Source organism: Komagataeibacter sp. FNDCR2 (assembly GCF_021295395.1).
In the GTDB taxonomy this organism is placed as follows: Bacteria; Pseudomonadota; Alphaproteobacteria; order Acetobacterales; family Acetobacteraceae; genus Komagataeibacter.
Map to the genome: position 1 here is coordinate 1,393,189 of NZ_JAIWOU010000001.1, position 22,237 is coordinate 1,415,425.

18 protein-coding genes are annotated in these 22,237 nt (G+C 59.0%); 11 read left to right on the top strand and 7 right to left on the bottom strand.

All coding sequences use genetic code 11. From position 1 onward, the window contains the following. Positions 1–7: 7 nt before the first annotated feature. A complete protein-coding gene (nifA, locus tag LDL28_RS06605) occupies positions 8–1,771 on the bottom strand; it encodes a nif-specific transcriptional activator NifA (protein WP_233057838.1) in 1,764 nt (587 codons plus the stop codon). 244 nt (positions 1,772–2,015) lie between these two features. After that, positions 2,016–2,594, bottom strand: coding sequence for a DUF2478 domain-containing protein (locus tag LDL28_RS06610; RefSeq protein ID WP_233057839.1), 579 nt, complete (start codon positions 2,592–2,594; stop codon positions 2,016–2,018). A gap of 272 nt (positions 2,595–2,866) precedes the next feature. On the opposite strand from LDL28_RS06610, the gene modA reads away from it, so the two are divergent. From modA to LDL28_RS15660, 7 genes are all read left to right on the top strand, one after another. Beyond that, positions 2,867–3,628 (top strand): molybdate ABC transporter substrate-binding protein, encoded by a 762-nt coding sequence (gene modA, locus LDL28_RS06615; protein WP_233057840.1) that lies wholly within the window; start codon positions 2,867–2,869, stop codon positions 3,626–3,628. Then, positions 3,625–4,311, top strand: a complete 687-nt coding sequence (gene modB / locus LDL28_RS06620) for a molybdate ABC transporter permease subunit (RefSeq protein WP_233057841.1) — start codon at positions 3,625–3,627, stop codon at positions 4,309–4,311. Before modA ends, modB begins: the two co-directional genes overlap by 4 nt. Continuing rightward, positions 4,308–5,033 carry a molybdenum ABC transporter ATP-binding protein gene (locus LDL28_RS06625; RefSeq protein WP_233057842.1) on the top strand — a complete coding sequence of 242 codons (726 nt, stop codon included), beginning with the start codon at positions 4,308–4,310 and terminating at the stop codon, positions 5,031–5,033. The genes modB and LDL28_RS06625 overlap by 4 nt, the downstream gene beginning before the upstream one ends. A gap of 4 nt (positions 5,034–5,037) precedes the next feature. Continuing rightward, entirely contained in the window at positions 5,038–6,426 is a 1,389-nt protein-coding gene (rpoN, locus tag LDL28_RS06630; protein ID WP_255663105.1) for an RNA polymerase factor sigma-54, read from the top strand. Positions 6,427–6,936: 510 nt separating this feature from the next. After that, entirely contained in the window at positions 6,937–7,692 is a 756-nt protein-coding gene (locus LDL28_RS06635; RefSeq protein ID WP_233057844.1) for a class II aldolase/adducin family protein, read from the top strand. Positions 7,693–8,041: 349 nt separating this feature from the next. Beyond that, positions 8,042–8,335 (top strand): hypothetical protein, encoded by a 294-nt coding sequence (locus LDL28_RS06640; RefSeq protein ID WP_233057845.1) that lies wholly within the window; start codon positions 8,042–8,044, stop codon positions 8,333–8,335. Between the two features lie 234 nt (positions 8,336–8,569). Then, positions 8,570–10,186 carry a methyl-accepting chemotaxis protein gene (locus LDL28_RS15660; RefSeq protein ID WP_305069283.1) on the top strand — a complete coding sequence of 539 codons (1,617 nt, stop codon included), beginning with the start codon at positions 8,570–8,572 and terminating at the stop codon, positions 10,184–10,186. A 243-nt stretch (positions 10,187–10,429) separates the two neighbouring features. On the opposite strand, the gene LDL28_RS06655 is transcribed toward LDL28_RS15660, so the two are convergent. The 5 genes from LDL28_RS06655 to LDL28_RS06675 all read right to left on the bottom strand — a co-directional run bounded on the left by LDL28_RS06655 (position 10,430) and on the right by LDL28_RS06675 (position 16,040). Further along, positions 10,430–11,599, bottom strand: a complete 1,170-nt coding sequence (locus LDL28_RS06655; protein ID WP_233057846.1) for a pyridoxal phosphate-dependent aminotransferase — start codon at positions 11,597–11,599, stop codon at positions 10,430–10,432. Positions 11,600–11,660: 61 nt separating this feature from the next. Further along, positions 11,661–12,911 (bottom strand): M20 family metallo-hydrolase, encoded by a 1,251-nt coding sequence (locus LDL28_RS06660; RefSeq protein ID WP_233057847.1) that lies wholly within the window; start codon positions 12,909–12,911, stop codon positions 11,661–11,663. Between the two features lie 54 nt (positions 12,912–12,965). Further along, the gene (locus tag LDL28_RS06665; protein ID WP_233057848.1) at positions 12,966–13,907 is read right to left on the bottom strand and encodes a glyoxylate/hydroxypyruvate reductase A; all 942 of its coding nucleotides are present in this window, start codon (positions 13,905–13,907) and stop codon (positions 12,966–12,968) included. 119 nt (positions 13,908–14,026) lie between these two features. Continuing rightward, positions 14,027–14,899, bottom strand: coding sequence for a dimethylarginine dimethylaminohydrolase family protein (locus tag LDL28_RS06670; RefSeq protein ID WP_233057849.1), 873 nt, complete (start codon positions 14,897–14,899; stop codon positions 14,027–14,029). Between the two features lie 115 nt (positions 14,900–15,014). Beyond that, a complete protein-coding gene (locus LDL28_RS06675) occupies positions 15,015–16,040 on the bottom strand; it encodes an AraC family transcriptional regulator (RefSeq protein WP_233057850.1) in 1,026 nt (341 codons plus the stop codon). Positions 16,041–16,337: 297 nt separating this feature from the next. Here LDL28_RS06675 and LDL28_RS06680 point away from each other — a divergent pair, with 297 nt between their 5' ends. The 4 genes from LDL28_RS06680 (at position 16,338) to LDL28_RS06695 (ending at position 22,211) form a co-directional block, all read left to right on the top strand. Then, a complete protein-coding gene (locus tag LDL28_RS06680) occupies positions 16,338–17,318 on the top strand; it encodes a LysR family transcriptional regulator (RefSeq protein ID WP_233057851.1) in 981 nt (326 codons plus the stop codon). Between the two features lie 56 nt (positions 17,319–17,374). Next, the gene (locus tag LDL28_RS06685; protein WP_233057852.1) at positions 17,375–18,934 is read left to right on the top strand and encodes an ABC transporter substrate-binding protein/permease; all 1,560 of its coding nucleotides are present in this window, start codon (positions 17,375–17,377) and stop codon (positions 18,932–18,934) included. Next, positions 18,924–19,682, top strand: a complete 759-nt coding sequence (locus tag LDL28_RS06690) for an amino acid ABC transporter ATP-binding protein (protein WP_370636262.1) — start codon at positions 18,924–18,926, stop codon at positions 19,680–19,682. The genes LDL28_RS06685 and LDL28_RS06690 overlap by 11 nt, the downstream gene beginning before the upstream one ends. A 246-nt stretch (positions 19,683–19,928) precedes the next feature. Next, positions 19,929–22,211, top strand: a complete 2,283-nt coding sequence (locus LDL28_RS06695; RefSeq protein WP_233057853.1) for a TonB-dependent receptor — start codon at positions 19,929–19,931, stop codon at positions 22,209–22,211. Positions 22,212–22,237: the final 26 nt, after the last annotated feature.

Consider the following 22,237-nt stretch of genomic DNA (forward strand, 5'->3'; position numbering starts at 1 on the left):
CTTTCCGTCAGAATTTTTTGATGGAAATCCCGTTCTTGCGCAGGGCGTAGCCGATCTGGCGCGGGGTCAGGCCCAGTATGCGCGCGGCCTTGGCCTGCACCCATCCCGCCGTTTCCATCGCCTCGATCAGTTCTTCGCGCTGTGCGCTCCATTCCCCCTGCGCGGCCGAACAGACCGAGGAAGACGGGCACGTCGCCGCCGGGTCGGGCGTTGGGGACACGGGAGGAGCGGCAACGACATCGTCAACCGGCAGGGACGGCACGGCGGGGGCTGGGGCCGGAACGTCGTCCCCGTCCATGGTATCGGGGCTGTCATGGGTCAGTTGCGGCCCGGCCGGCGGGGAGGCAGGCGTGGGATTGCGCCAGAAAATGGAGGAAAGGCACCCATCGCTCCGGCAGGCGAAATCCTGTGCGGTGATGACGTCTCCCTGCGCCAGGGTGGCCGTTCTGCGAATGCAATTTTCCAGTTCACGCACATTCCCGGGGAAATAGCAGGCAGTCAGCACGTCCAGCCCGGTGGAATCAATGGACAGGTCCATATGATTGCTCTCGTTGAAGCGACGCAGGAATTCTTCAGCCAGCAACGGAATGTCGGAAATGCGCTCACGCAGCGCGGGAAGGAAAATGGGGATCACGCTCAGGCGATAGTACAGGTCGGCACGGAAACGCCCCTTGCTGACCGCCTCTTCCAGGTTGCGGTTTGTCGCGGTCACGATCCGGACATTGACCTTGAGCGTACGGGTTCCCCCCACGCGCTCGAATTCACCATCCTGAAGCACGCGAAGCAGCTTGGCCTGGAAACTTGGCGAAATTTCGCCAATTTCATCCATGAACAGCGTGCCGCCATCAGCCAGTTCAAAACGCCCCTTGCGCTGGTTGAGCGCGCCGGTGAAAGCCCCCTTTTCATGCCCGAAAAGTTCCGATTCCAGAACGCTTTCCGGCAGGGCGGCGCAGTTCAGCTTGACGAACGGCTTGTTCTGCCGGGGCGAGGCCATATGAATGGCGCGGGCAAAGAGTTCCTTGCCCGTGCCCGATTCACCCCGCAGCAGGACGGTCACGTTACTCCGGGCCACGATCTCGATTTTCTTGAGCACGGCGCGCAGGGCCGGACTATTGCCGACAATGCCGAAATCGTTCCCGGTTTCTTCCCCTTCCGTCAGGATTTTGCGTTCATGCGCGACATCCTTCATCAGCCGTTCGCGATCACGCTGCACCAGGCGATGGAGCCGGAGCATCTGCCCCATGAGCCCCCCGACCATGGAAAGCAGGCTGACATCAATGCTGCCGACGACCGAATCCTCGGCAATGGCGGGCCGGTCCAGAATCAGGACACCGATGACCTGCTCACGGCTGATGATGGGCACGCCGATAACCCCGATGCGGCCGGGGCCGACCTCCCATGCCGGGGCCTTGGCGAAACCGTATTTGAGATCCAGCGCAACGTCGGGCACCAGCAGGGGCTGCTGGCTGGTGACGATCTGCCCGATCGCCTGTTCCGGCATGCTGTCAATATAGGTTTTCGCGGCCGTGGGGTCCGCATAGGTGCTGATGACCGTATCGTTATGTTCCGCGTCATCGAACAGGACGACGGCGGCGTTGTTCATATCAACGAAATTTTCAAGAACGGTCAGGACACTTTTGATGATTCCAGACGTTTCCGTCGGCGCGCATAAAATTTTTGAAATTTCATGCAATCCGAATAAAGCGCGCTCTGCCCATGTTGACTGGCCTGCCATGCTGACGGGCCGACAGGGAATGTGATCTGCAGGCATGTCTATTGCCTCCCCCCACTTCTCCAACTGCACCCAGATATGCCCTTTCGGAATGCATAGACATGACACTCCGGCACAAGAGTTACAACCTTCATTTTAAAAATATGAAACATATTATCATAGAATTCGATATCAAATTTCTCAGATTTTCTGTTTGCATTATTTTTCTGATGCTTACGGTCTCATCGTATATATTCGTTCTGGAATAGATATATGTTCCGTTTTATATAGACGCCCGTCGCTTTCACTCGGCATAACGTTCTTCGGGCATCCTTTCCGCCTGGCTGCGCACATGCAGATGCGCCCAGTCAAGCAGGCTTGCACTCCGGGGCGGCAGAACCGGCGCGGCATGGTCCTGACCGATAAACGCCTCCCACGCGGGCAGGTGGTTACGACTTACGACCACGACAATGGGAATGCCGCGGCAGATCGCCTCCGCTATTTCCGTGCGCAGGCCGCCGCCTTCCGCCTCACGCACGCCGAACCGGTTGACGAACAGCACATCGGGGTTCTGCTCGATCCGCGCGCGCAACGTAACGGCCAGCGCGCCCATCGCGTCCATATCCAGGGTGCAGGCGCGCGCGCCCGCGCCGCGATAGCGATCCAGCCGGATCAGGGAGCCATCGGTCAGGTCGTGCACATACATCTCATGGCGGCCATCGCTGCGCAGCCGGCCGCGCTTTTGCACGAACCCGCCCACTTCCAGCCCACGCGTCCGCAGGATGGTAATGGCATGCCACAGAGCCATTTCGACTTCCTGCGGATCACTGTCCTGCATGATGACCGCAATCGGATAGGCGTATGAACCTGCATGGTCTGGCATCCGTGTGCTCCCCTATCTTGATTGATAGCCTGGCTGCACGCAATTTTCGTGCCGCGATCTGCACCGGATTATGACAGAACTTTTTCAGTACCGAATATCACGCTGTATTTATATGTCGTTTCTATATCGTTCCGTTATATGGCATGGTTCTTGCTGGTATCCTGTCATCCCGGTTGTTTTCCGGGGCCTGTCGGGCATCCAGCGGACCTGAACCGCCACATCCCGCAGGATTCATGGCCCGGACCAAAGGTACTGCAATGCGCATACTCCGCTTGATCCTCCTTGTTCCCGCCGTCGTCATCCTGCTGTTTACCGCGCGACAGGGCGTGGCGGCCCCGCTCCGTCTGGCCGTCGCCGCGAATTTCACACAGACCGCGCAACAACTCGTGGCGGAATTTACACAAAATACTGGCATATCCGCGACAATCAGTTCCGGGTCGAGCGGACAGCTTTTCATGCAGATCACGCAGGGCGCGCCGTTCGACATCTTCCTCAGTGCGGATACGAAACGTCCGGCCGACCTGATCACCAGCGGGATGGGTGTCGCCGCATCCCGCTTTACCTATGCCATCGGTCAACTGGTCCTGTGGACGCCTACCACCCACACGCCCCCCAGTGAACAGGAACTGCGTCAGGCCACGTTCGCGCATCTGGCCATATGCAACCCCAATACCGCGCCCTACGGCACCGCCGCCATCGAGACGCTGGACAGGCTGGGGCTCTATGCCCAACTGAAGCCCAGGCTGGTCGTGGCGCAATCGGTCAGTCAGGCGCTGGAACTGGCGCAGAGCGGCAATGCCGAACTCGCCTTTGTCGCCCTGGCTCAGGTCCGTCCGCTGCAAGGGGGCGCGTACTGGCTTGTCCCTCCGGCCCTGTACACACAGATCCGTCAGGACGCGATCCTGCTCTCCACGGCGAAGGATGATGAACAGGCGCGGAAGTTCATGGTCTTCCTGCACGGCGCAAAGGCCGCAAGCCTGATCGGGGAGGCCGGTTATCTTACGGATGCGTCGACCAGAGAACCCACGCCATGAAGGTCCTGTCCCCCGACGTGACGGAAGCGGTGGTCCTGACGTTGGAACTGGCGGCCGTTACGACAACATTGCTGATTGCGATCGCGCTACCCATTTCATGGTGGCTGGCATGGCCCCGGCGGTGGTGGAAATCCGTTATCGGCGCGGTCATCTCATTACCCCTTGTCCTGCCGCCAAGTGTATTGGGGTTTTATTTTCTGGTCGCTTTCGGGCCGTCGGGGCCGGGGGGATGGGTCGCGCGGCTGTGGGGCGGCCGCACGCTTGCCTTCAGCTTTCCCGGCCTGGTGATCGGGTCACTGCTTTATGCCCTGCCCTTTGCCGTGCAGCCCATCCAGAATGCATTCCAGGCCATGGGGCGCCAGCCGCTTGAAGTCGCGGCGACCCTTGGCGCGTCACCGTGGCGGACCTTCCACAGTGTTGTCATTCCGCTGGCATGGCCCGGTATCGCAACAGCCATCGTACTGGGATTTGCCCATACCGTGGGTGAATTCGGGATCGTGCTGATGATTGGCGGGGACATCCCGGGCCATACGCGCGTCCTGTCGGTCGCCCTGTATGACTATGTGGAAAATGCCCGCTGGCATGACGCCAACATCATCGCAGCCGGTATGGTCGCCTTCTCATTCCTGACGATCATGCTCCTGTCCTCGCTCCAGCTTCGTACACGGGGGCGTGATTCATGAAGAGCGCGCAGGGTCTCCACGCCGCCTTTCAGGGCAGCATCGGCCATTTCCGTTACGATGTGGAATTTACCGCGCCCGCCCATGGCGTAACGGCCCTGTTCGGTCCCTCCGGCTGCGGAAAAAGTACGATCCTGCGTTGCGTTGCCGGGCTGGAACGGGCGCAGGGGGGATATTGTCACTTCAATGGCCAGATATGGCAGGACGGCCATCACTTCGTACCGACATGGAAACGGCCCATCGGTTTCGTGTTTCAGGACCCTTCCCTGTTCACGCATATGTCGGTCAGGCAGAACCTGCTCTTTGGCGTCCGTGGTGGCACGCATGCGCAGCAACAGGCCGATTTTTCCAAAACCGTTGCGATGCTGGATCTTGAACCTCTGCTTGGCCGCGGCGTGACCCATCTGTCCGGTGGGGAAAAACAGCGTGTGGCCATTGGTCGCGCCCTGCTGCGCCGCCCCGCGCTCCTGCTGATGGACGAACCGCTATCCGCCCTTGATCACGCCCGGAAGCAGGACATCCTGCCCTATCTCCACACGCTGTGCCAGAACGTCGGCCTCCCCGTTCTGTACATCTCCCACGACCCCGATGAAATCGCGTGCCTGACCGACCGCGTCATAACGCTGGACGCAGGCCACGTTACCGACAGGCCCACATGGGAAAACCGGGAGGCGTTCACTTACCGGCCACGCACCCCCTGTCCCGATGTTATGATGGGAATATAAAACCATGGCTACAGGTCATCGCCAGGAATTAGGCCAGCACCAGGGTCTGTTCATAAGCGTCCGCATGCGTCAGTCGCTTCAGATCCTGCAGTTCTCCAATGCGGAGCTTCAGGAATTTCTCACCAGCGAGATCGAGAAAAATCCCATTCTTGAACAGCCGCATGAGACGGAAGACGCGGCCCCGCCACCCGGGCGGAAAGAGACCGTCTCCTATTCCTCCATCCGTGAACCGGGCGCCACCGCCCAGCGCTGGACACCCGATAGCGGCCTGGATGACGATGGCATGGCCCGCATTGCCGACAACGCCCCCCCCTTGCGTGAGCGTATATTCGAGCAACTGGTGCTGTCGGGCTGCACCCTTGCCGAGCGTGAAATCGGCGCGCACCTGATCAGCGGGCTTGACGCCGTCGGTCGCCTTTCGATGCCGCCCGAAGAAATTGCCACCATGCTCGGCATTCCCGTCGCGCAGGTCGAAGCGGTGCGGCAACGGATGATGCGCCTGGACCCCCCGGGGCTGTTCGCGCAATCCCTGCAGGAATGCCTGATGGTCCAGTTGGAGGAACGGAACCGGATGGACCCGGCAATGGCGAAATTGCTGGAAAATCTGGACCTTCTGGGGCGTCATGACCTTAAACGGCTCTGTCAGGTCTGCAATGTGGACCTTGAAGACATGCAAGACATGGTTGCGGACCTGCGCGCGCTGAACCCGAAACCGGGAGCGGAGGCATTATCGGGCAATCCGGGCATCGCCATACCCGACATATTGATGGAGCATACGCCTGAGTCCGGCTGGATACTGGAACTGAACCCTGACACGACACCACGCGTCGTTATCAATAGTGCCCTCAGCACCCGTATTTCCTTGCGTGCCCATACGACGGAACGCGCCTTTCTGGCGGAACACCTGACCAGCGCGAACTGGTTGATCCGGTCCCTGCAGCAGAGAAGCATAACGATCCTGCGCGTGGCGACGGAAATCATGCGACGGCAGGAAAATTTCCTGACCCAGGGGCCGGCAGGTCTTGTCCCGTTGACATTACGCATGGTCGCGGAAAGTCTGGACATGCATGAAAGCACAGTCAGTCGTGTAACGGCGAACAAATACATTTCCACTATTCGCGGTATATTGCCGCTGAAGTTCTTCTTTGTCGCGGCCCTGTCCGGGCAGAATGGGGAAATGCATAGCAGCATCGCCATCCAGAACCAGATCAGGCAGATGATTCAGGGCGAACAGCCGACCGCCCCGCTATCGGATGACGCCATTGCCGCCCAACTGCGCGCCAAGGGGATAGAGGTTGCACGCCGCACCGTCGCGAAATATCGTGAAGGCATGGGATTTCCCAATTCGGTCCAGCGCAGACAGCGCGCCAGCAGTTCCATATCCCTTGCCTGAGCGAGGGAAACCCTCATAAAGAACTCTTTATATAAAACAATAAAAGTTTTTGGGTGCCGCCTTTTTTCAAAAAGGCGGCGTTTTCTGAAGCTTTTTGAAAAAAGCTTCACCAAAAACTTTATTTTATTTTTCGCAATTTTACTTCACCAGTACTTTTTCACACCCCTCCCGACAGAACAATTGTTCACAGTGAACATTCAGAGGTGATAGTAAATTCCGGCGCCCCCTTTATGGGGCGTAAGTCCCGGTTTTTTCCTAACTCTACTTTATGATATTTATATTGATGGAGATGCGGGGAGTATGAAATCGTCCTCGCGGTGACACATTATGCCGGGCGTTGCCCGAGCGTCCATGAGCAGGACCGATGACATGCCGATATGCGCCTTGAACTGCTCAGGGTGGAAAACCCGGATTACCGCCTTCGGCCATTTCAGAAACGCGGAACCCCTAAAGTAAATTACCTTGTTTGATGGCACTACGTGCCTTTTTATGAAAGAACAGGATTTATTCATGTCTCTTGCTACACCCGTGGCCCCGGTCCAGACAGAACAGTCCCTGCGCGAGGAACTGGCCGCCGCCTATCGTCTGATCGCCCATTTCGGCATGACGGATCTTGTGTACACACATCTGTCCGTCCGCCTGCCGGGGGGGCGGCATGAATATCTGGTCAATCCTTACGGTTTTCTGTTTGAAGAAATTACCGCCAGTTCCCTGGTCATTGTCGATGCCGATGGCCGCCCACGCCAGAAGACCTCCCACCCCATCAACCCGGCCGGATTTGTCATTCATTCCGCCATCCATGGCAACCGACCGGATGCGGCATGCGTCATGCATACCCATACGGTTCCCGGCATGGTCGTAGCCGCGCAGGACCGGAAGATTCTGCCCCTCAACCAGATCAATATCGAATTCTACGGCAATGTCAGCTTCCATGCCTATGAAGGAATTGCCGCGGATGACAATCTGAGTGAGCGTGAACGCCTGGTTCGTGATCTGGGCACCAATAATGCATTGATCCTGCAAAACCACGGTCTGCTGACCGTCGGCAGCACCGTGGCGCAGGCATTCTACCGCATGTATTATCTGGAACAGGCCTGCCGTATCCAGATTGCGGCACAGGCAACAGGCGTTCCGCTGCATATTCCATCGGAAGAAAAAATCATGCGGGCAAAAGCCCAGTTTGATGGGGACCCCGATGAGGGCCGCCTGATCTGGCAGGCGCTTCGGCGCAAGCTGGACCGCGAACAGCCTGATTATAAAAACTGATTAAACTGCCCCGTATGACAGTTCCCCTTTCCTGCGAAATGAAGGCGCTATCTTACGGGGCTGGAGCGCCGCCCTTTTGCAAAAGGGCGGCGTTTCCTGAAGCTTATTGAAAAAGCTTCACCCAAAATACCTCAATTGATTTGCGGACCATTCCTCAGGCTGGCTTTCCAAACCGCTTCCTGATGAAATTGATAGGATTTTTTCTCCTCCAGGTCCTGATTCCGCGACATGGCATGTACCAAAACCATCCATATGCCCGCGTTTTCGGGTCAGCCTGATACTTGATGGCACTTTATTTGCGTCAGGACATATGGAGCGTTGGAAATGGTTCTGTAAATGTCCTTAATCCATGCTCCAGCAGGTGAAGCATAAGCAGGGAGCGTATCGAACGGCCCATGTCAGACAGAAGCCGCTGACTGACTGCCGCACGACGCAAGGGACGAGGAGTATATACGACATCCGTAAATACCATGCCGAACATATCCGTTTGCATGGCCAGACCCGTTTTTGTCATGATTCCGACACGAGTATCGCGATGACCGTCAATACGGTCCATCAGGAAAACGGCATCCCCGACCGGCATTTTCCCTTCATTCCCTTGCCAAACAGGCACTTCAATCCGGAACACAAACGTTTTTTATGAATTTATTAATTATTCTGGAAAAGCATGGTAAGTTTGCTATCATTGCAGGGCTGCATGAATGGAGTGTGCACTTATCCCCCTCGCTTCAGTGACAATGGTCAAATGAATTTCCAAAAATCACTTTATTACAATGGATACCGGCCGTCAGATCAATAACATCCCTCGTAACGCAGGGGCGGCATGGATCACGATCATACCATCAAGAGTTTCAAACATACGTCTCCGGAGTATCCGATGCCGAATCCGCTGCGTAAAATAGCCGAAGCAGACAGAGTGAAGGCCGAAATCCTGGCCGTCAGTGAACGTCTGGAATTCATGCAGATGACACCGCAGAACTGCGCGGCGCTCCGTTCGCTCAAGGCGCTGGTTCAACGCGAATTACCCGTGGCACTCGATAAATTCTATGATCAGGTCCGCCAGAACCCCGAGACCAGGAAGTTTTTCTCATCAGAAAAAGATATTACTCATGCAAAGGAGGCCCAGGGCGTCCATTGGAGCAATATCTCGAACGGTAATTTCAATCAGGATTATGCCGCCAGAGTGCGCAAGATCGGCATGGTGCATGCACGGATCGGCCTTGAGCCCAGATGGTATATCGGTGGCTACGCCATCATCCTCGATCATCTTATCAAGGCGGCGATTGAAGCAAACTTTCCTAAACGGCGGCTGTTTTCCGAAGCGCGGATGAGTGCGGCCGAATTCGGTGAAGCTCTGGGCAGTCTGTCAAAGGCGGTCATGCTGGACATGGATCTTGCCATTTCCGTCTATATCGACGAGGCGGAAAGAGCGCGGCTGGCAGGACAGACAGACGCCACCACAAAGGAGCAGACACTCGTCTGCGAAAGCTTCGGCAAGGCCATGGCCAGCATCGCGGCCAAGGATCTGACCTGTGAACTGGCCGATGAACTGCCCGAAGCCTACCAGCCGCTACGGGCCGACTTCAACAACGCGGTCGGCACGCTGCGCCAGTCATTGCAGTCCGTGGCGCAGGTGACAGGGTCGATCGAAGGGGCGATCCGGGAAATCAGTTGTGCTGCCGACGACCTTTCGCGCCGCACGCTGCAACAGGCGGCTTCGGTTGAAAAATCCGCCGCGGCGCTGGACCAGATTACGGCCACCGTCCGCTCCACCGCGCAGCGCGCCGAGGATGTCGGCGCGCTGGTGGCCCGTTCCCGCGCCAGTATCGAACAGTCGGAAGCCATCGTTCACAAGACCATCGTCAGCATGGGGGCGATCGAACAGTCTTCCGGTTCGATCGGCAGCATTACCGATGTGATGGACGAGGTGGCCTTCCAGACGAACATCCTGGCGCTGAACGCCGGTGTGGAAGCCGCCCGCGCCGGTGACGCGGGCCGGGGCTTCGCCGTCATCGCCGCCGAGGTCCGGGTCCTGGCGCAGCGCTCCGCCGATGCTGCCAAGGAAATCAAGGCGCTGATCGCGAAATCGCGGGGCGAGGTCCGCTCCGGCGTTACCCTGGTGGGGGAAACCAGCAATGCCCTCAAGACGATCATCAGCGATGTGGGGGAAATCAACGAGCATATATCCGTGATCGTGGAAGCCTCGCAGGAGCAGGCCGCCGCGTTGCAGGACGTCAATTCGGCGGTCAGCGCCATTGACCACAATACGCAGCAGAACGCCGCCATGGTCGAGCAGACTTCCGCAGCAGGCCGGAGCCTGGCCGATGAGGCCGAACAGTTGAACGCCCTACTGGCCTCTTTCCAGCTTGAGGACAGGGGGGATGGCATAACCGGCATGATCGGGGGAAGTACCGCCCTGCATGGACGGGGAAGAGGGAGTAAACCAGCCTTACCTTCATCACGGTTTCGACTTGAATCGACCGTTGAAGGGTAACGCTGCGGTCGCGGGGCATGATCGTTGCCGGGCCCGCCATAATTCACCCTCCCTGAAATGATGACCGGCAAGGGTCTGCCTGAAAGACTGCCCAAAAAATATTCCGCAAAACATAAGGAAGTTTTTGGTGAAGCTTTTTTCAAAAAGCTTCAGGGAACGCCGCCTTTTTGAAAAAAGGCAGCACCCAAAAACTTTTATTGTTTTCCATAAATGAGTATTTCAAAGAGTATGTAAAACCGCATGTCAGGTTATTATCCTGTCCAGTGCCGCGCAGAATTTATCCATATCTGATCTGGAGCCGACCGTGATGCGCGAACAGGTCGGCCAGATTTTCCAGCTACGGCCAATAATTATCTTCTGCCTGGCAAAAGCCTCGCGCACCGGGGCGGCGGGCTTTTTCCAGTCGATGATGAACATATTCGCCACACTTGGAATATAGGCGACATTCCGCTTTTGCAGGTGGCTGAATGTCGCGGCCTGTATGGCCTGCATTTCCTTGCGCCTCTGGGCAATACGGGCGGCCTGCCCCACACTGGCAATTCCAGCCGCCACGGCCACGACAGGCAGCATGTAGGACTGGTTGAACCAGTCATAACGCAGCATTTTCTGGTGCAGGTCCGGGCGCGCCAGACTCAGGCCCAGGCGTAATCCCGCCATGCCAAACAGTTTTGAGAACGTCCGCAGCACGACAATATCACGCCCCGCCCGCACCAGGGATGCAGCACTTGGCGCATCGGCAAAGTGGATATAGGCCTCATCGACCAGCACGATGGAGCCGGCCGGTTTGTTGGCCAGCAGCCATTCAATATCTTCTAGCGGGGTCAATGTCCCGGTCGGGTTGTTAGGCGAGCAGATGTAATACACACCCGCATGCGGATCCGCCGCAAGCATGGCGCGCACGTCCGCCCTGTAACCATTACCGGGCTGCAGGGGCACTTTCTTCAGCGGTATTTTCAGCCATTCGGCTGTTTCCCATGCCGGTTCATAGGTCGGGTCCACTGTCACCAGCCCCCGGCGCGGCGAACAGAAGGTGACGATGGCGCGTGACAGGGGATCACTCGATCCCGGCCAGGCCATGATATGGTCCGCGGGCAGGTTCTCCACGGCGGCGACGCCGTCAATCAGGTTCTGACGCTGATGGAAAGGCCAGTAGCGGTTTCCCTGCGCCACCATTGCCGAACCTGCCGCGATGGCTTCCGGAAAAGGGCCGGTCCACCATTCATTACTGTCAATCTGCACATTATCAGGGGGCACCCCGTCCGCGACCAGATCTTCGGCCCGGCTGTTCCGCCCCGGCGCCATGGCCATGGCGGCGCCCAGACCAAGGAGAGCGCCGATCCGCCCGATCTGCCGCCGGGAATACCCCCGCGCCGTCAGGTCGTTCCTTGATTCGGTGGATAATGCGACGCTCATACGCTTCTCTCCTTGAAACCAGCCAGCAGCCGGGCCGGGGATCTGTTATTTATGGGTGGGCTCAGCTACGATCGAACCTGTCATCAGCCTGTAGAACGGCATGCAGAAGAACATTCGCACCCGCCGTGATGTCGTCCGGCTCCGCGCTTTCCGCCTCGTTATGGCTGATCCCGCCCAGACAGGGGACGAAAATCATCGCCGTGGGCAGGATACGGGCGACATAGGCCGCGTCATGTCCCGCACCCGAAACAATATCGCGCATGGAATATCCCAGCCCCTGCGCGCTTTCACGCACGCAGTCCACGCAGGCGGGGTCAAAGTGTACGGCGGCGGAATTCCATGTCGGCACGATCTCGACGGCAACATTGCACTGTGCGGCAACGCCCGCGATCCGGGTGCGGAAATCCGTCTCCATGGCTTCAAGCACGCGATCGGACGGGTTGCGCAGATCAACCGTAAACATGACCTCCCCCGGGATCACGTTGCTGCTGGCCGGGCGGCAGTCCACCACGCCAACCGTTCCCAACCCGTCGGGGCCATGATCCAGCGCCACGGCATGCACCGCGTCAATCATGCGCGCCGCCGCCCACATGGCGTCGGCCCGCATGCCCATGGGCGTTGTGCCGGCATGGGCATCCTGCCCGCTCACCCGCACATCGTACCAGCGCATACCCTGCACGCCGCGCACCACGCCGATGGTGCGGCCTTCCGCCTCCAGCACCGGTCCCTGTTCGATATGCAGTTCGAAATAGGCGGTTGCGGGGTGCGCGCCACATTGCTCATCCCCGACATAGCCCCCATGTTCCAGCGCCGCTTTCATGCTCACGCCGTCCCGGTCCTCACGCGCCAGGGCGAATTCCTCGGTAAAGACACCAGCGAATACGCCTGATGAAATCATGGGAGGTGTGAACCGTGCACCCTCCTCATTGGTCCAGTTGACCACTTCGATCGGGTGACGGGTCCGCATATCGGCCTCATGCAGGGCGCGCAGCAGGGCAACCCCGCCAAGGACACCCGTAATGCCATCGAATTTCCCGCCCGTGGGCTGGGTATCGAGATGACTGCCGATCATGATGGGTGGCAGTCCGTCTTCACTTCCGTTACGACGCGCGAACTGGTTGCCCATGGAGTCATGGCCAACCGTGCAGCCCAGGGCCGTACAGGTGCGTGTGAACCAGTCACGTACCTGCAAATCCTCATCGGAAAGCGCCAGGCGTCGTAGTCCCCCGCGCGGGGTGCCACCAAAAGCGGCGGTCTCCATCAGGTCACGCCACAGGGCCGCGTCATCTACCAAGAGATTACTCTGCCGCATCCGTATATTCCCGTATCCTGTCTGTTATCCGCACAAAACCTGTCATACCGACACTCAGTACCCCCGCGCCGGATCGCATATGAGGGCAGGCCGCTCATGGCGCTCCATCTGGCCGATGACATCGCGAACGTAACGGACCTGCGCCTCACGCGAGGCTTCGGAGGCCACGTGGGGGGTGATCGTTACGCGTTCGTGACGCCATAGCGCATGGTCCGCCGGCAGGGGTTCGGGGTCCGTGACATCAAGAACCGCGGCCCCCACCTGCCCTTCATCAAGCGCGCGCAGCAGGTCGTCCGTAATGACATGGTTGCCGCGCCCGACATTGATGAAGCCCGCGCCACGCGGCAGCGCCCCCAGAAGGGCATGATTGATCATGCCGCGCGTTTCATGGGTGCTGGGCAGGAGATTGACCAGTATGTCCAGTTCACCCAGAAAGGCCGGCAATGCATCATTGCCGGAAAAAACCTCAATTCCCGGCAGTTCGCGTGCCGAACGCCGCCACCCCGCCACGGTAAACCCGACATGATGGAGGTGTCGGGCCACATGCCCCCCCAGATGGCCCATGCCCATGATCCCGACCCGGGCTTCGCTACAGGTGCGTGAAATCCGGTTATTCTTCCACACGGCGCGCTGCTGCTGGACGGCCCATGTGCGGGAATCACGCAGCAGGCCCAGCGCCGCCCACAGCACGTAATCCGCCATGAGGGCCGCCGTCTGCTCACCGCCCATGCGCACAAGCGGGACATGCACGGGAAAGGCCGGGTCGTGAAGCAGGTGGTTGACACCTGCCCCGGTGCATATGATGCCCCTGAGATGCGCCATGCGGGCCAGGTCGGCCGATATGGGGTGCCAGACCAGCGCATAATCGACATGGGCCAGATCCAGCCCCGGCTCGTACCACGAGCAGACATCCAGCTCCGGCGCGATGCCGTGGAACGCATCGCGCCATCCCCCGGCCGCCGCCGGGCCGTCCGCGCTTATGACCAGCCTGACCATGTATCCCTATCCTTGCGCTGTGGCGTGTCAGCCGTTTTCGTCATCAGGCAGGATGCGTCAATATCGGCAAATCGCGAATACCCACAGGACCATTATCCGCGCCACACGTCATCCGCCCTTTATGCGGACTGCAACGACTTCCTGCGCAATGGCATGGTCATGCAATGCACGCTGCCGCCACCCTGGGAAAACTGGTTCAGTTCAGGATCGAACACCGTCAGCCCCTCGGCGCGCAGCATCTGGTTGATCCGTGTCGAGTGGTGCGGACTGACAATACGCCCCTGCCCCAATGCGAGTACGTTGCACCCCATATCGCGCATCGCTTCCTTGTAGGATACCGGAAGCAGGCGGATGCCCTGCTGGCGGAACCAGTCCAGATCCTCATCCGCGATGACATCCACCGCCGCGATTGCAAGATTTTCCGCCACCATTGTGAAAATGACATCCAGATGGAGGAAATGCTCGGGAAAGCGGATCATCCGGCAGGTCCATCCGGCTTCCTCGAACCAGCCGATGAACTCGGCGGCCCCGGCTTCATCCGTGCGGCCGCCACTGACCCCGACCGCCAGCAGTCCGGGGCGGATGATGTGGATGTCTCCGCCCTCGATATTCCCTTTGGTGCAGGTTTTCCAGATCTCGTCCGGGCTGTAGAAGGCGCGGATCTGTTCTTCCTCCCCCTTGCGCTCGGGGCGGGACAGACGCGTTACGACCGTGCCGAACGGGGTGGTCTGGGAACTGTCGCGGGTATAGACCTCATACGGCATGCCCTCCTTCGCCGTCAGGTAATGACAGCTTACCCCCGCCCCCTTCAGGGCATCGACCAGTTCGCCAAACTGCGCCTTCAGGGCCGCGCGGTCGATCCTGACGCCATTGGCCATGCTCTGGATGGCGATGTCATTGCTCGGGATCCACGAATAATAGTCGGGCGGGCACAGAAGGACATCGGCCAGGTCCCCGGTTTCACTGTCAATAAACCAGCGGTTCGCTACCATTATCTTGAAATCCTTAGCAAATGACCGGATAGATTATCCTCTGGATTTCGAAACGATACCCGAACATGCCGATCCGCCCAAATATCAATGGTTCATAGTTTACTTTGCATTTTCATTAATTTAGCCCGGCGTCATCATCCATGTGCGCCGCGCCGCCCCCATCACGATAGGCGCTGGGGGTCTGTCCGGTCCATGAACGGAAGGCGCGGTGGAAGCCCGAAACCTCCGTATAGCCAAGGGAAAACCCGATTTCCTTGATGGACCGGTTACTTTCACGCAGTAATTTGCGGGCAAGCTGGGCCTTGTATTCATTGACCAGATCCTGAAACCGCACCCCCTCCACCGCCAGCATGCGCCGCAGCGTGCGGGTTCCCATGCCCAGATCCCGCGCCACGACAGCCAGCGTCGGGCGTGGCTCAAGCGGGGAGAGGAACTGCGCGCTGATACTGTGGCGGACCCGTTCGCCAATACTGAGGCTGCCATTGATGCGCGCAAGCATGTTGTCGCAATATTCCGCCATGACATCGGCCGCGATGTCATTGGCCATTTCCGGCATGTCATCCAGATGGTTGCGCCGGATCACAATGCGGTTTTCACCACAGGCGAAGCGTACCGGGCATGAGAAATACCGCCTGTAAAGATCGGCATGGCCGGGCCGGGGGAAGGTCAACTGGATTTCAGCGAATTCAAGCCCGCTGCGTTCCAGCCACGCGCTCCAGTTTCCCAGCCATTCCTCCACCAGGTACATGGCCGTGCGCTGCGGCAGGTCCGCCAGCACATGGGAGCTGATCACGGCATGTTCCGCGTCCTCGCTCAGGCTCTGCCGCACGCGGATACCGTAGCCCAGAAGGGACTGGTAGCGGATGAACCGGCTTATCGCCTCCCGCCATGTGGGCGCGCTGATGCAGGCATAGCCCACCACGCCAAAATCGGCCGCGTTGATATGCCGCCCCGCAAGGAAGCCCAGCCCCGCCATATCGACATCAAGCAGGATGCCATCCAGGATCCGGACATAATCGCCATAAAGAATCTGTGACCCGCCCCGCCGCAGGTCCGCGCGGTCCAGGCCGAAGCGTTCGAGCACATGCGCGACCGAAAGCTGCCTGTCTTCCAGCACACCCAGCAGTTTATTAAGGTGCATGCCCGGAATCTGGATCATGACGCGATGCGGGTCATAGCCTCCGTCCGGACGCGGGGCGTGCGGATCAGGACAAAAAGGATCAACGGACAACACCTGCATCTATCACCGGCCCTCCTCTCTTCCCTGTGCCCGCAACCCTGAAAGTCGTTACGAAGCAGGATAATCAGGACAACCAATTGGCCATTTCTGCCAATGAGATTCCCCAACCATCTCCATACGCTTTGTTACTCTCCTGATAGCATCAGACGCATCCGTCTGCCTATGTCCTATGTTCGCTTACGAAGGAAACCGCCGCGCATGACACGCTCGCCATCCGTCGCATCGGTCAAGTCCTTTCCGGCGCGCCGCGCGGCGCGCGGCCACCGTGGTGGCGGCTTCAACGGCCAGATCGCCGAAGTGGACCTGCGCCTGTTGCGCGTGTTCCGCACCGTGGCGGAGCGCGGCGGTTTCTCGGCGGCGGAAATCGCGCTGGGCAAAAGCAAATCGTCCATCAGCATCGACATTTCCGCGCTGGAAAACCGGCTGAACCTGACCCTGTGCCTGCGGGGCCGCAGCGGCTTTTCCCTGACCGCCGAAGGCCGGATGGTGCTGGAAGCGACGGACCAGCTACAGGCTGACATAAGCCGGTTCCAGCAGCGCATCAACGACGCCAGCGGCGTTCTGTCCGGTCGGTTCTGCCTGTATGTGCCCGACAATACCCAGGTGCATGGCGAAACCGCGATCATCCGCGCGATCGAGACGTTCACCACCCGCCACCCCGATGTATTCATGGACGTACGTTCCGCCTCGACACGGGAGGTGGAGTTCGCGGTCCTGAACGGGCAGGCGACGGCGGGCATTACCCTGTATGCCCACCACCAGCCGGACATGCATGATACGACGCTGTTCACCGAACGGCTGAATCTCTATTGCGGCCAGCGCCATCCGCTCTTCACCGTTCCCGAGGCCGAGATCACCACCGCCACGCTGGCCGCGCAGAACATGATCGAGGTCTCGGACGCAGCCCAGTCGTTACGGTGGGAGGACATGCGCGACCGGATGACATTCGCGGCGGCGGCGGAAAACGTGGATTCCCGCGCGCTTTTGATCCTGTCGGGCAATTATATCGGTTTCCTGCCCGAAGCCTTCGCCCGCCCGCTGCTACGTGACGGGCTGCTGCGGCATATCAGCTTTGGTGACCTGCACCTGATCACCAGCTTCCATTTTCTTGTCCGTTCCTCCCCCGAAACCGGCCTGATGGTCGAAACGTTCCGGACGATTCTCGAAGATGCGTGCTAGTCCCCCTTCATCCACCCCTGACCCATCCGCCCGTTCCGGCACGGAGTAGCCTTTTCATGCCTGTCCCCCGCCCCCGCGCGTTCGTACGGAAATGTTTTCTGGTCCTGGCCAGCCTGATCACCCTGTCCCTTGTCAACACGCCTGCCCGGGCGGCGGACCAGCCGGAGTTTGTGCATGATGGCACGCTGACGGTCTGCACGAACCCCACCCTGCCGCCCATGACGTTCGTAAACGGCACGGACGCCACGGCCATGGCGGGGGTGGACATGGATCTGGCTCAGGCCCTGGCCCGGTACTGGAACGTGAAGCTGGTCACGACACCCATGGATTTTGTGGGCCTGTTCCCCAGCCTGGCCGCGCAGCGGTGCGGCATGGTCATAAGCGGCATCATCAAGCTGCCCGAGCGCGAGAAGAATTTCGACGCCATCACCTATCTGGACACGGCGCTGGTTGTGGTGGCGCGGGCGGGTACGCCCCGGATCACGTCCATGGCCGACCTGTCCGGCAAAGCCGTGGCCGTGCAGTCGGGCACCAGCTACGCGGCCCGCATCGGCCGCGAGAACGACCTGCTTGTCGCCGCCGGGCACGCGCCGATCACGATCCAGCAGTACCCGACCGAAGACGAAGTGGTCCAGCAGGTGCTGATCGGCCGGGTCTTTGCCTTTGCCAGCCAGGATGTCGAACTCTATTTTCGGCAAAAACAGCTGCACGGCAAGGTCAACATCATTCTGGAACCCGATTACCCGGAATACCGCAATTTCGCGATCTACATCCGCAAGAACGCCCATGACCGCCAGAGCGTCGAATCAGCCATCGCGACACTGGAAACCAGCGGTACGATCGCCGCGATCAAGAAAAAATGGGCCATAGGCGATAACGGCAGGGACGCGTTCACGCAGCCCGCGCAGGCGCCGGGCTTCCGCTGGGCGACCTTCCTGTCCGCCCTGGGCTCGGGCGCTTTCCTGCGCGGCGCGCTCATTACGCTGAGCGTGGCCGTGCTGTCCCATCTTACGGCCATCGTCATTTCCGTGCCGATGGCGATCACCCTTAATGGCCCGGACTCCATCCTCAAGCAGGCGCTACGGGTCTATGTCTCGATTTTCCGGGGCGCGCCGACACTGCTGCAACTGCTGTTCATCTGGAACGCACTGCCGCAGTTCTTTCCTGTGTTCCGTGAGGAATGGTTCACCCCGTTCCTGGCGACATGGCTGTCCCTGTCCATCAATGAATCGGCCTATCAGGTTGAAATCAACCGCGCGGCCCTGTCCGCGGTGGACAAGGGGCAGGAACAGGCGGCCGATGCGCTGGGCATGAACCGCAGGCAGGTCTATTTCCATGTCATTTTCCCGCAGGCGTTGCGGATCGCGCTGCCGCCCACCATCAACGAGTTCATCAACCTTCTCAAAACGACCTCGCTGGCTTCGGTCATATCGTTGCAGGAACTTCTGTCCGTAACCCAGATACAGGTCGCGCGCACATTCGAGTTTACCGAATATTATGCGGCTGCCCTGGTGTATTATCTGGCGATGGTCTTCTTCTTCCTGTTTGTCCAGAAGCGGGTCGAGCGCCGTTTTGCCTGGGCTGACCGTCACAAGGCGAGTGCAAATGAACCCTGATATTGATAACGATCCGTCCGTGATGATCTCGGTGCGCAATCTCAGCAAGCTCTACAAGGATTTCCTTGCCCTTGACCGGCTGAACTTCGATGTCCGGCGCGGAGAGAAGATTGTCGTCCTCGGGCCGTCCGGGTCGGGAAAATCGACCCTTATCCGCTGTTTCAACCGTATCGAGCCCCATTCCAGCGGCAGCCTGACCATCAATGGCAAACTCATCAATGAACATACCAGCCTGACACAACTGCGCGGCATGGTCGGGATGGTGTTCCAGAACTACAACCTGTTTCCGCACCTGAGCGTTATTGACAACTGCACCCTCGCCCCCCGGCTCGTACGCGCGACCAGCCGGACCGATGCCGAACAGATGGCGCGCCGTTTCCTGACACAGGTCAACATACTCGAACAGGCCAACAAATATCCGATCCAGCTTTCCGGTGGCCAGCAGCAGCGCGTGGCCATCGCGCGCGCGCTGTGCATGCAGCCCGATGTCATGCTGTTCGACGAACCGACGGCCGCCCTTGACCCGGAAGCCATTTCCGGTGTCGTCAGCATCGTGAACGACCTGGCCCAGCGGGGGATCACGACGCTCTGCGTCACCCACGAAATGGGGTTTGCACGGCATATTGCCGACCGTATCATCTTTATGGATCAGGGATGTATACTTGAGATTACACCGCCTGACGAATTCTTTACAAACCCGAAAACGGAACGCGCGCGCGCTTTTCTGGACCAGATGATACGTTGCTGAACAGTAACGTATGGCAAGGGACGAAAGTAAGATTTACAATATTTCAAACGAACGCCTGCGGTTTCATTGTTAAATAATAATGAAATATAACCACTGACGCTGCATCTCGGCGCACCATGCAAGGGATACCATGGCCAGGTCATTTCCCCCTCCCGCACAAGGCAGATATTTCCTGACCGGAACCAAGCCCACCATACGCCGCTTCCGCTCCCCCTCCCCCCACGACCACGCATAAGGGCTGTAGACATGAAAAGGCGTTCTCGTGCCCGGCATCTGCCGCGCCATATTTCCCTACCCCCCATGGTACAGTCCACGTATCAGCGCGCGTTGCTGGCATCGTTCCTGCTCAGTACCGTCTCGACCATTCCCGCCCTTGCCCAGTCCACCACCGCCGCAACGCACGGCGTACCCCACAGCCGGACGGCGCAACCCGGCCAGCATCCGGCGGCCGTGCGCTCCACCGCGCTGGAAACCATCCATGTCCAGCGCGCGCGTACCGCCCGGTTCCAGAACAAGGTCGGCACCGTCGATACGATGAGCGGGCAGGAACTCCAGGACCTGCACATCGTAAGCCCCAAGGAAATAGCGGCGTTCACACCCGGCGTGACCGCGGTCAACGCGACATCGGGCAGCACGCCGATCTTCTCCATCCGTGGCGTGGGGCTGGATGACTACAGCGGCACCAACATGGGGGGGATCGGCATCTATCTTGATGGTGTGTTCGCACCTTATCCCGCACTCTATAACGGGCAGATGTTCGATGTGGACAACATCAATATCGAAAAGGGGCCGCAGGGGTTCGAATCAGGCCGCAGCACGACCGGCGGCAGCATGAATATCGAATCCGTAAAGCCCACGGACAAATTCGGCGGCTATCTGGACTGGGGCTACAGCAGCTACAACACGAATACCGGCAAGTTCGCCATCAACGTACCGATTACCAAGCGCATCTTCAACCGGACCGCCTTCAGCTATGTCAACGGGGATGGCTGGCAGCATGACATCCATACGAACCAGCGCTATGGCGCGCAGGATCTGCTGTCAATGCGCAACCTGACGAAATTCGTTATCGACGATAAATCGTCCCTTCTGCTGAACCTTCATTACACCCGCGACCGTGGCACGCCCACTTCCCCGCAGGATACGGACCCCACCGTGGGCGTCGGGCCGAACCCCAGCTACAATCAGGTCAGCGTTGGCAACAATCGGGTGGGACGTAATGAAAACGGTGGCGGTGTCTCGCTGACCTTCAACCGTAACTTTGATTTCGGCACCTTCACATCCACCAGTGGCATCGATTTCTATCGTCGCTCGCTTTACGACAATTACGATGGTGAATCGGTCAATATTGGTGACTACCACTGGAATGACACCTACATCGCGCAGTCGCATGACATGCACCTGCAGACGAATATCGCCAGGATATTCCATCTGACAGTCGGCGTTTACGAATCATATGACAAGATCGATGGTGATTACACCAGCTATCGCGGTTATCTGGAAGGCGTGCCCGAGGCCAATTTCAGCGATCATTTTTCGCAGCAGAACCTGTCAACCGGTGTCTATGTAAATACCGTAACGAATATTACCAGGAAGCTCGACTTTATTGCCGCCGGGCGTTTTTCGTATGATGAGCGCGGTTTCCACGGGGGCACGACCGATGACAACGGTATCCTGAGCGGGGTGCCGGGATCGCACCTGTCCTATCTTGACCAGAACCATGAATATGAACGCTTCACCGGGCGGGTCGGCCTGCGCTACAAGATCGTTCCGGGTACGTTTGTATATGGCACCATCTCGAACGGGTACAAGGCGGGCACCTATTTCTCGGCTCCTGTCACCGCGCCCCAGGCGCTGGATTATGTGCGGCCCGAAAACCTGATCGCCTATGAAGTAGGTGTGAAATCAAGCCTGCTGCATGACAAACTGATTATCAACGGCTCCCTGTTCGATTACGAATACCATAATCGCCAGACGCTGTTTGTCGCGGAAATGCCCGGCAATGTGACATCCCTCAGCCTCGGGCCCATCCCGCGTGCGCGGACACGGGGCGGCGAACTGTCGGGCACCTGGCGCAACGTGATCCCCAACCTGGATCTGCGGGCCTCGTTTGCCTATCTTGACGCGCAGGCGATCAGCGCGGTGAGTTCAATCGGCGGCCTGCCGCTGCTGTCCAACGTCACCGCCCACTCCGCGCTGCCGTTCGCGCCACGCTTTTCATGGGACGCCGTGGTTCGCTACGGCATTGATATAGACCGTTACCGCATGACGCTGCAGGCCAGCTATACATGGAAAGACAACATGCTGGTTGACCTGGGCGACCCCAATGGCGAAAGCAGCAAGATCAGTTCGCTGGGGCTGCGCATGGAGTTCGGCCCCAAAACCGGAAAGTGGTCGGCATCCGTCTATGTGGACAACCTGATGAACAGGCATGGCGACATCTATTCCTTTACCGGAAGCGATAACAGCCGCGCCCAGTACCTCCAGACACCCCGCTGGGTTGGGTGCAACCTGCATTATAATTTCTAGGGGCGGTTACCACCTTCACTGGGCGG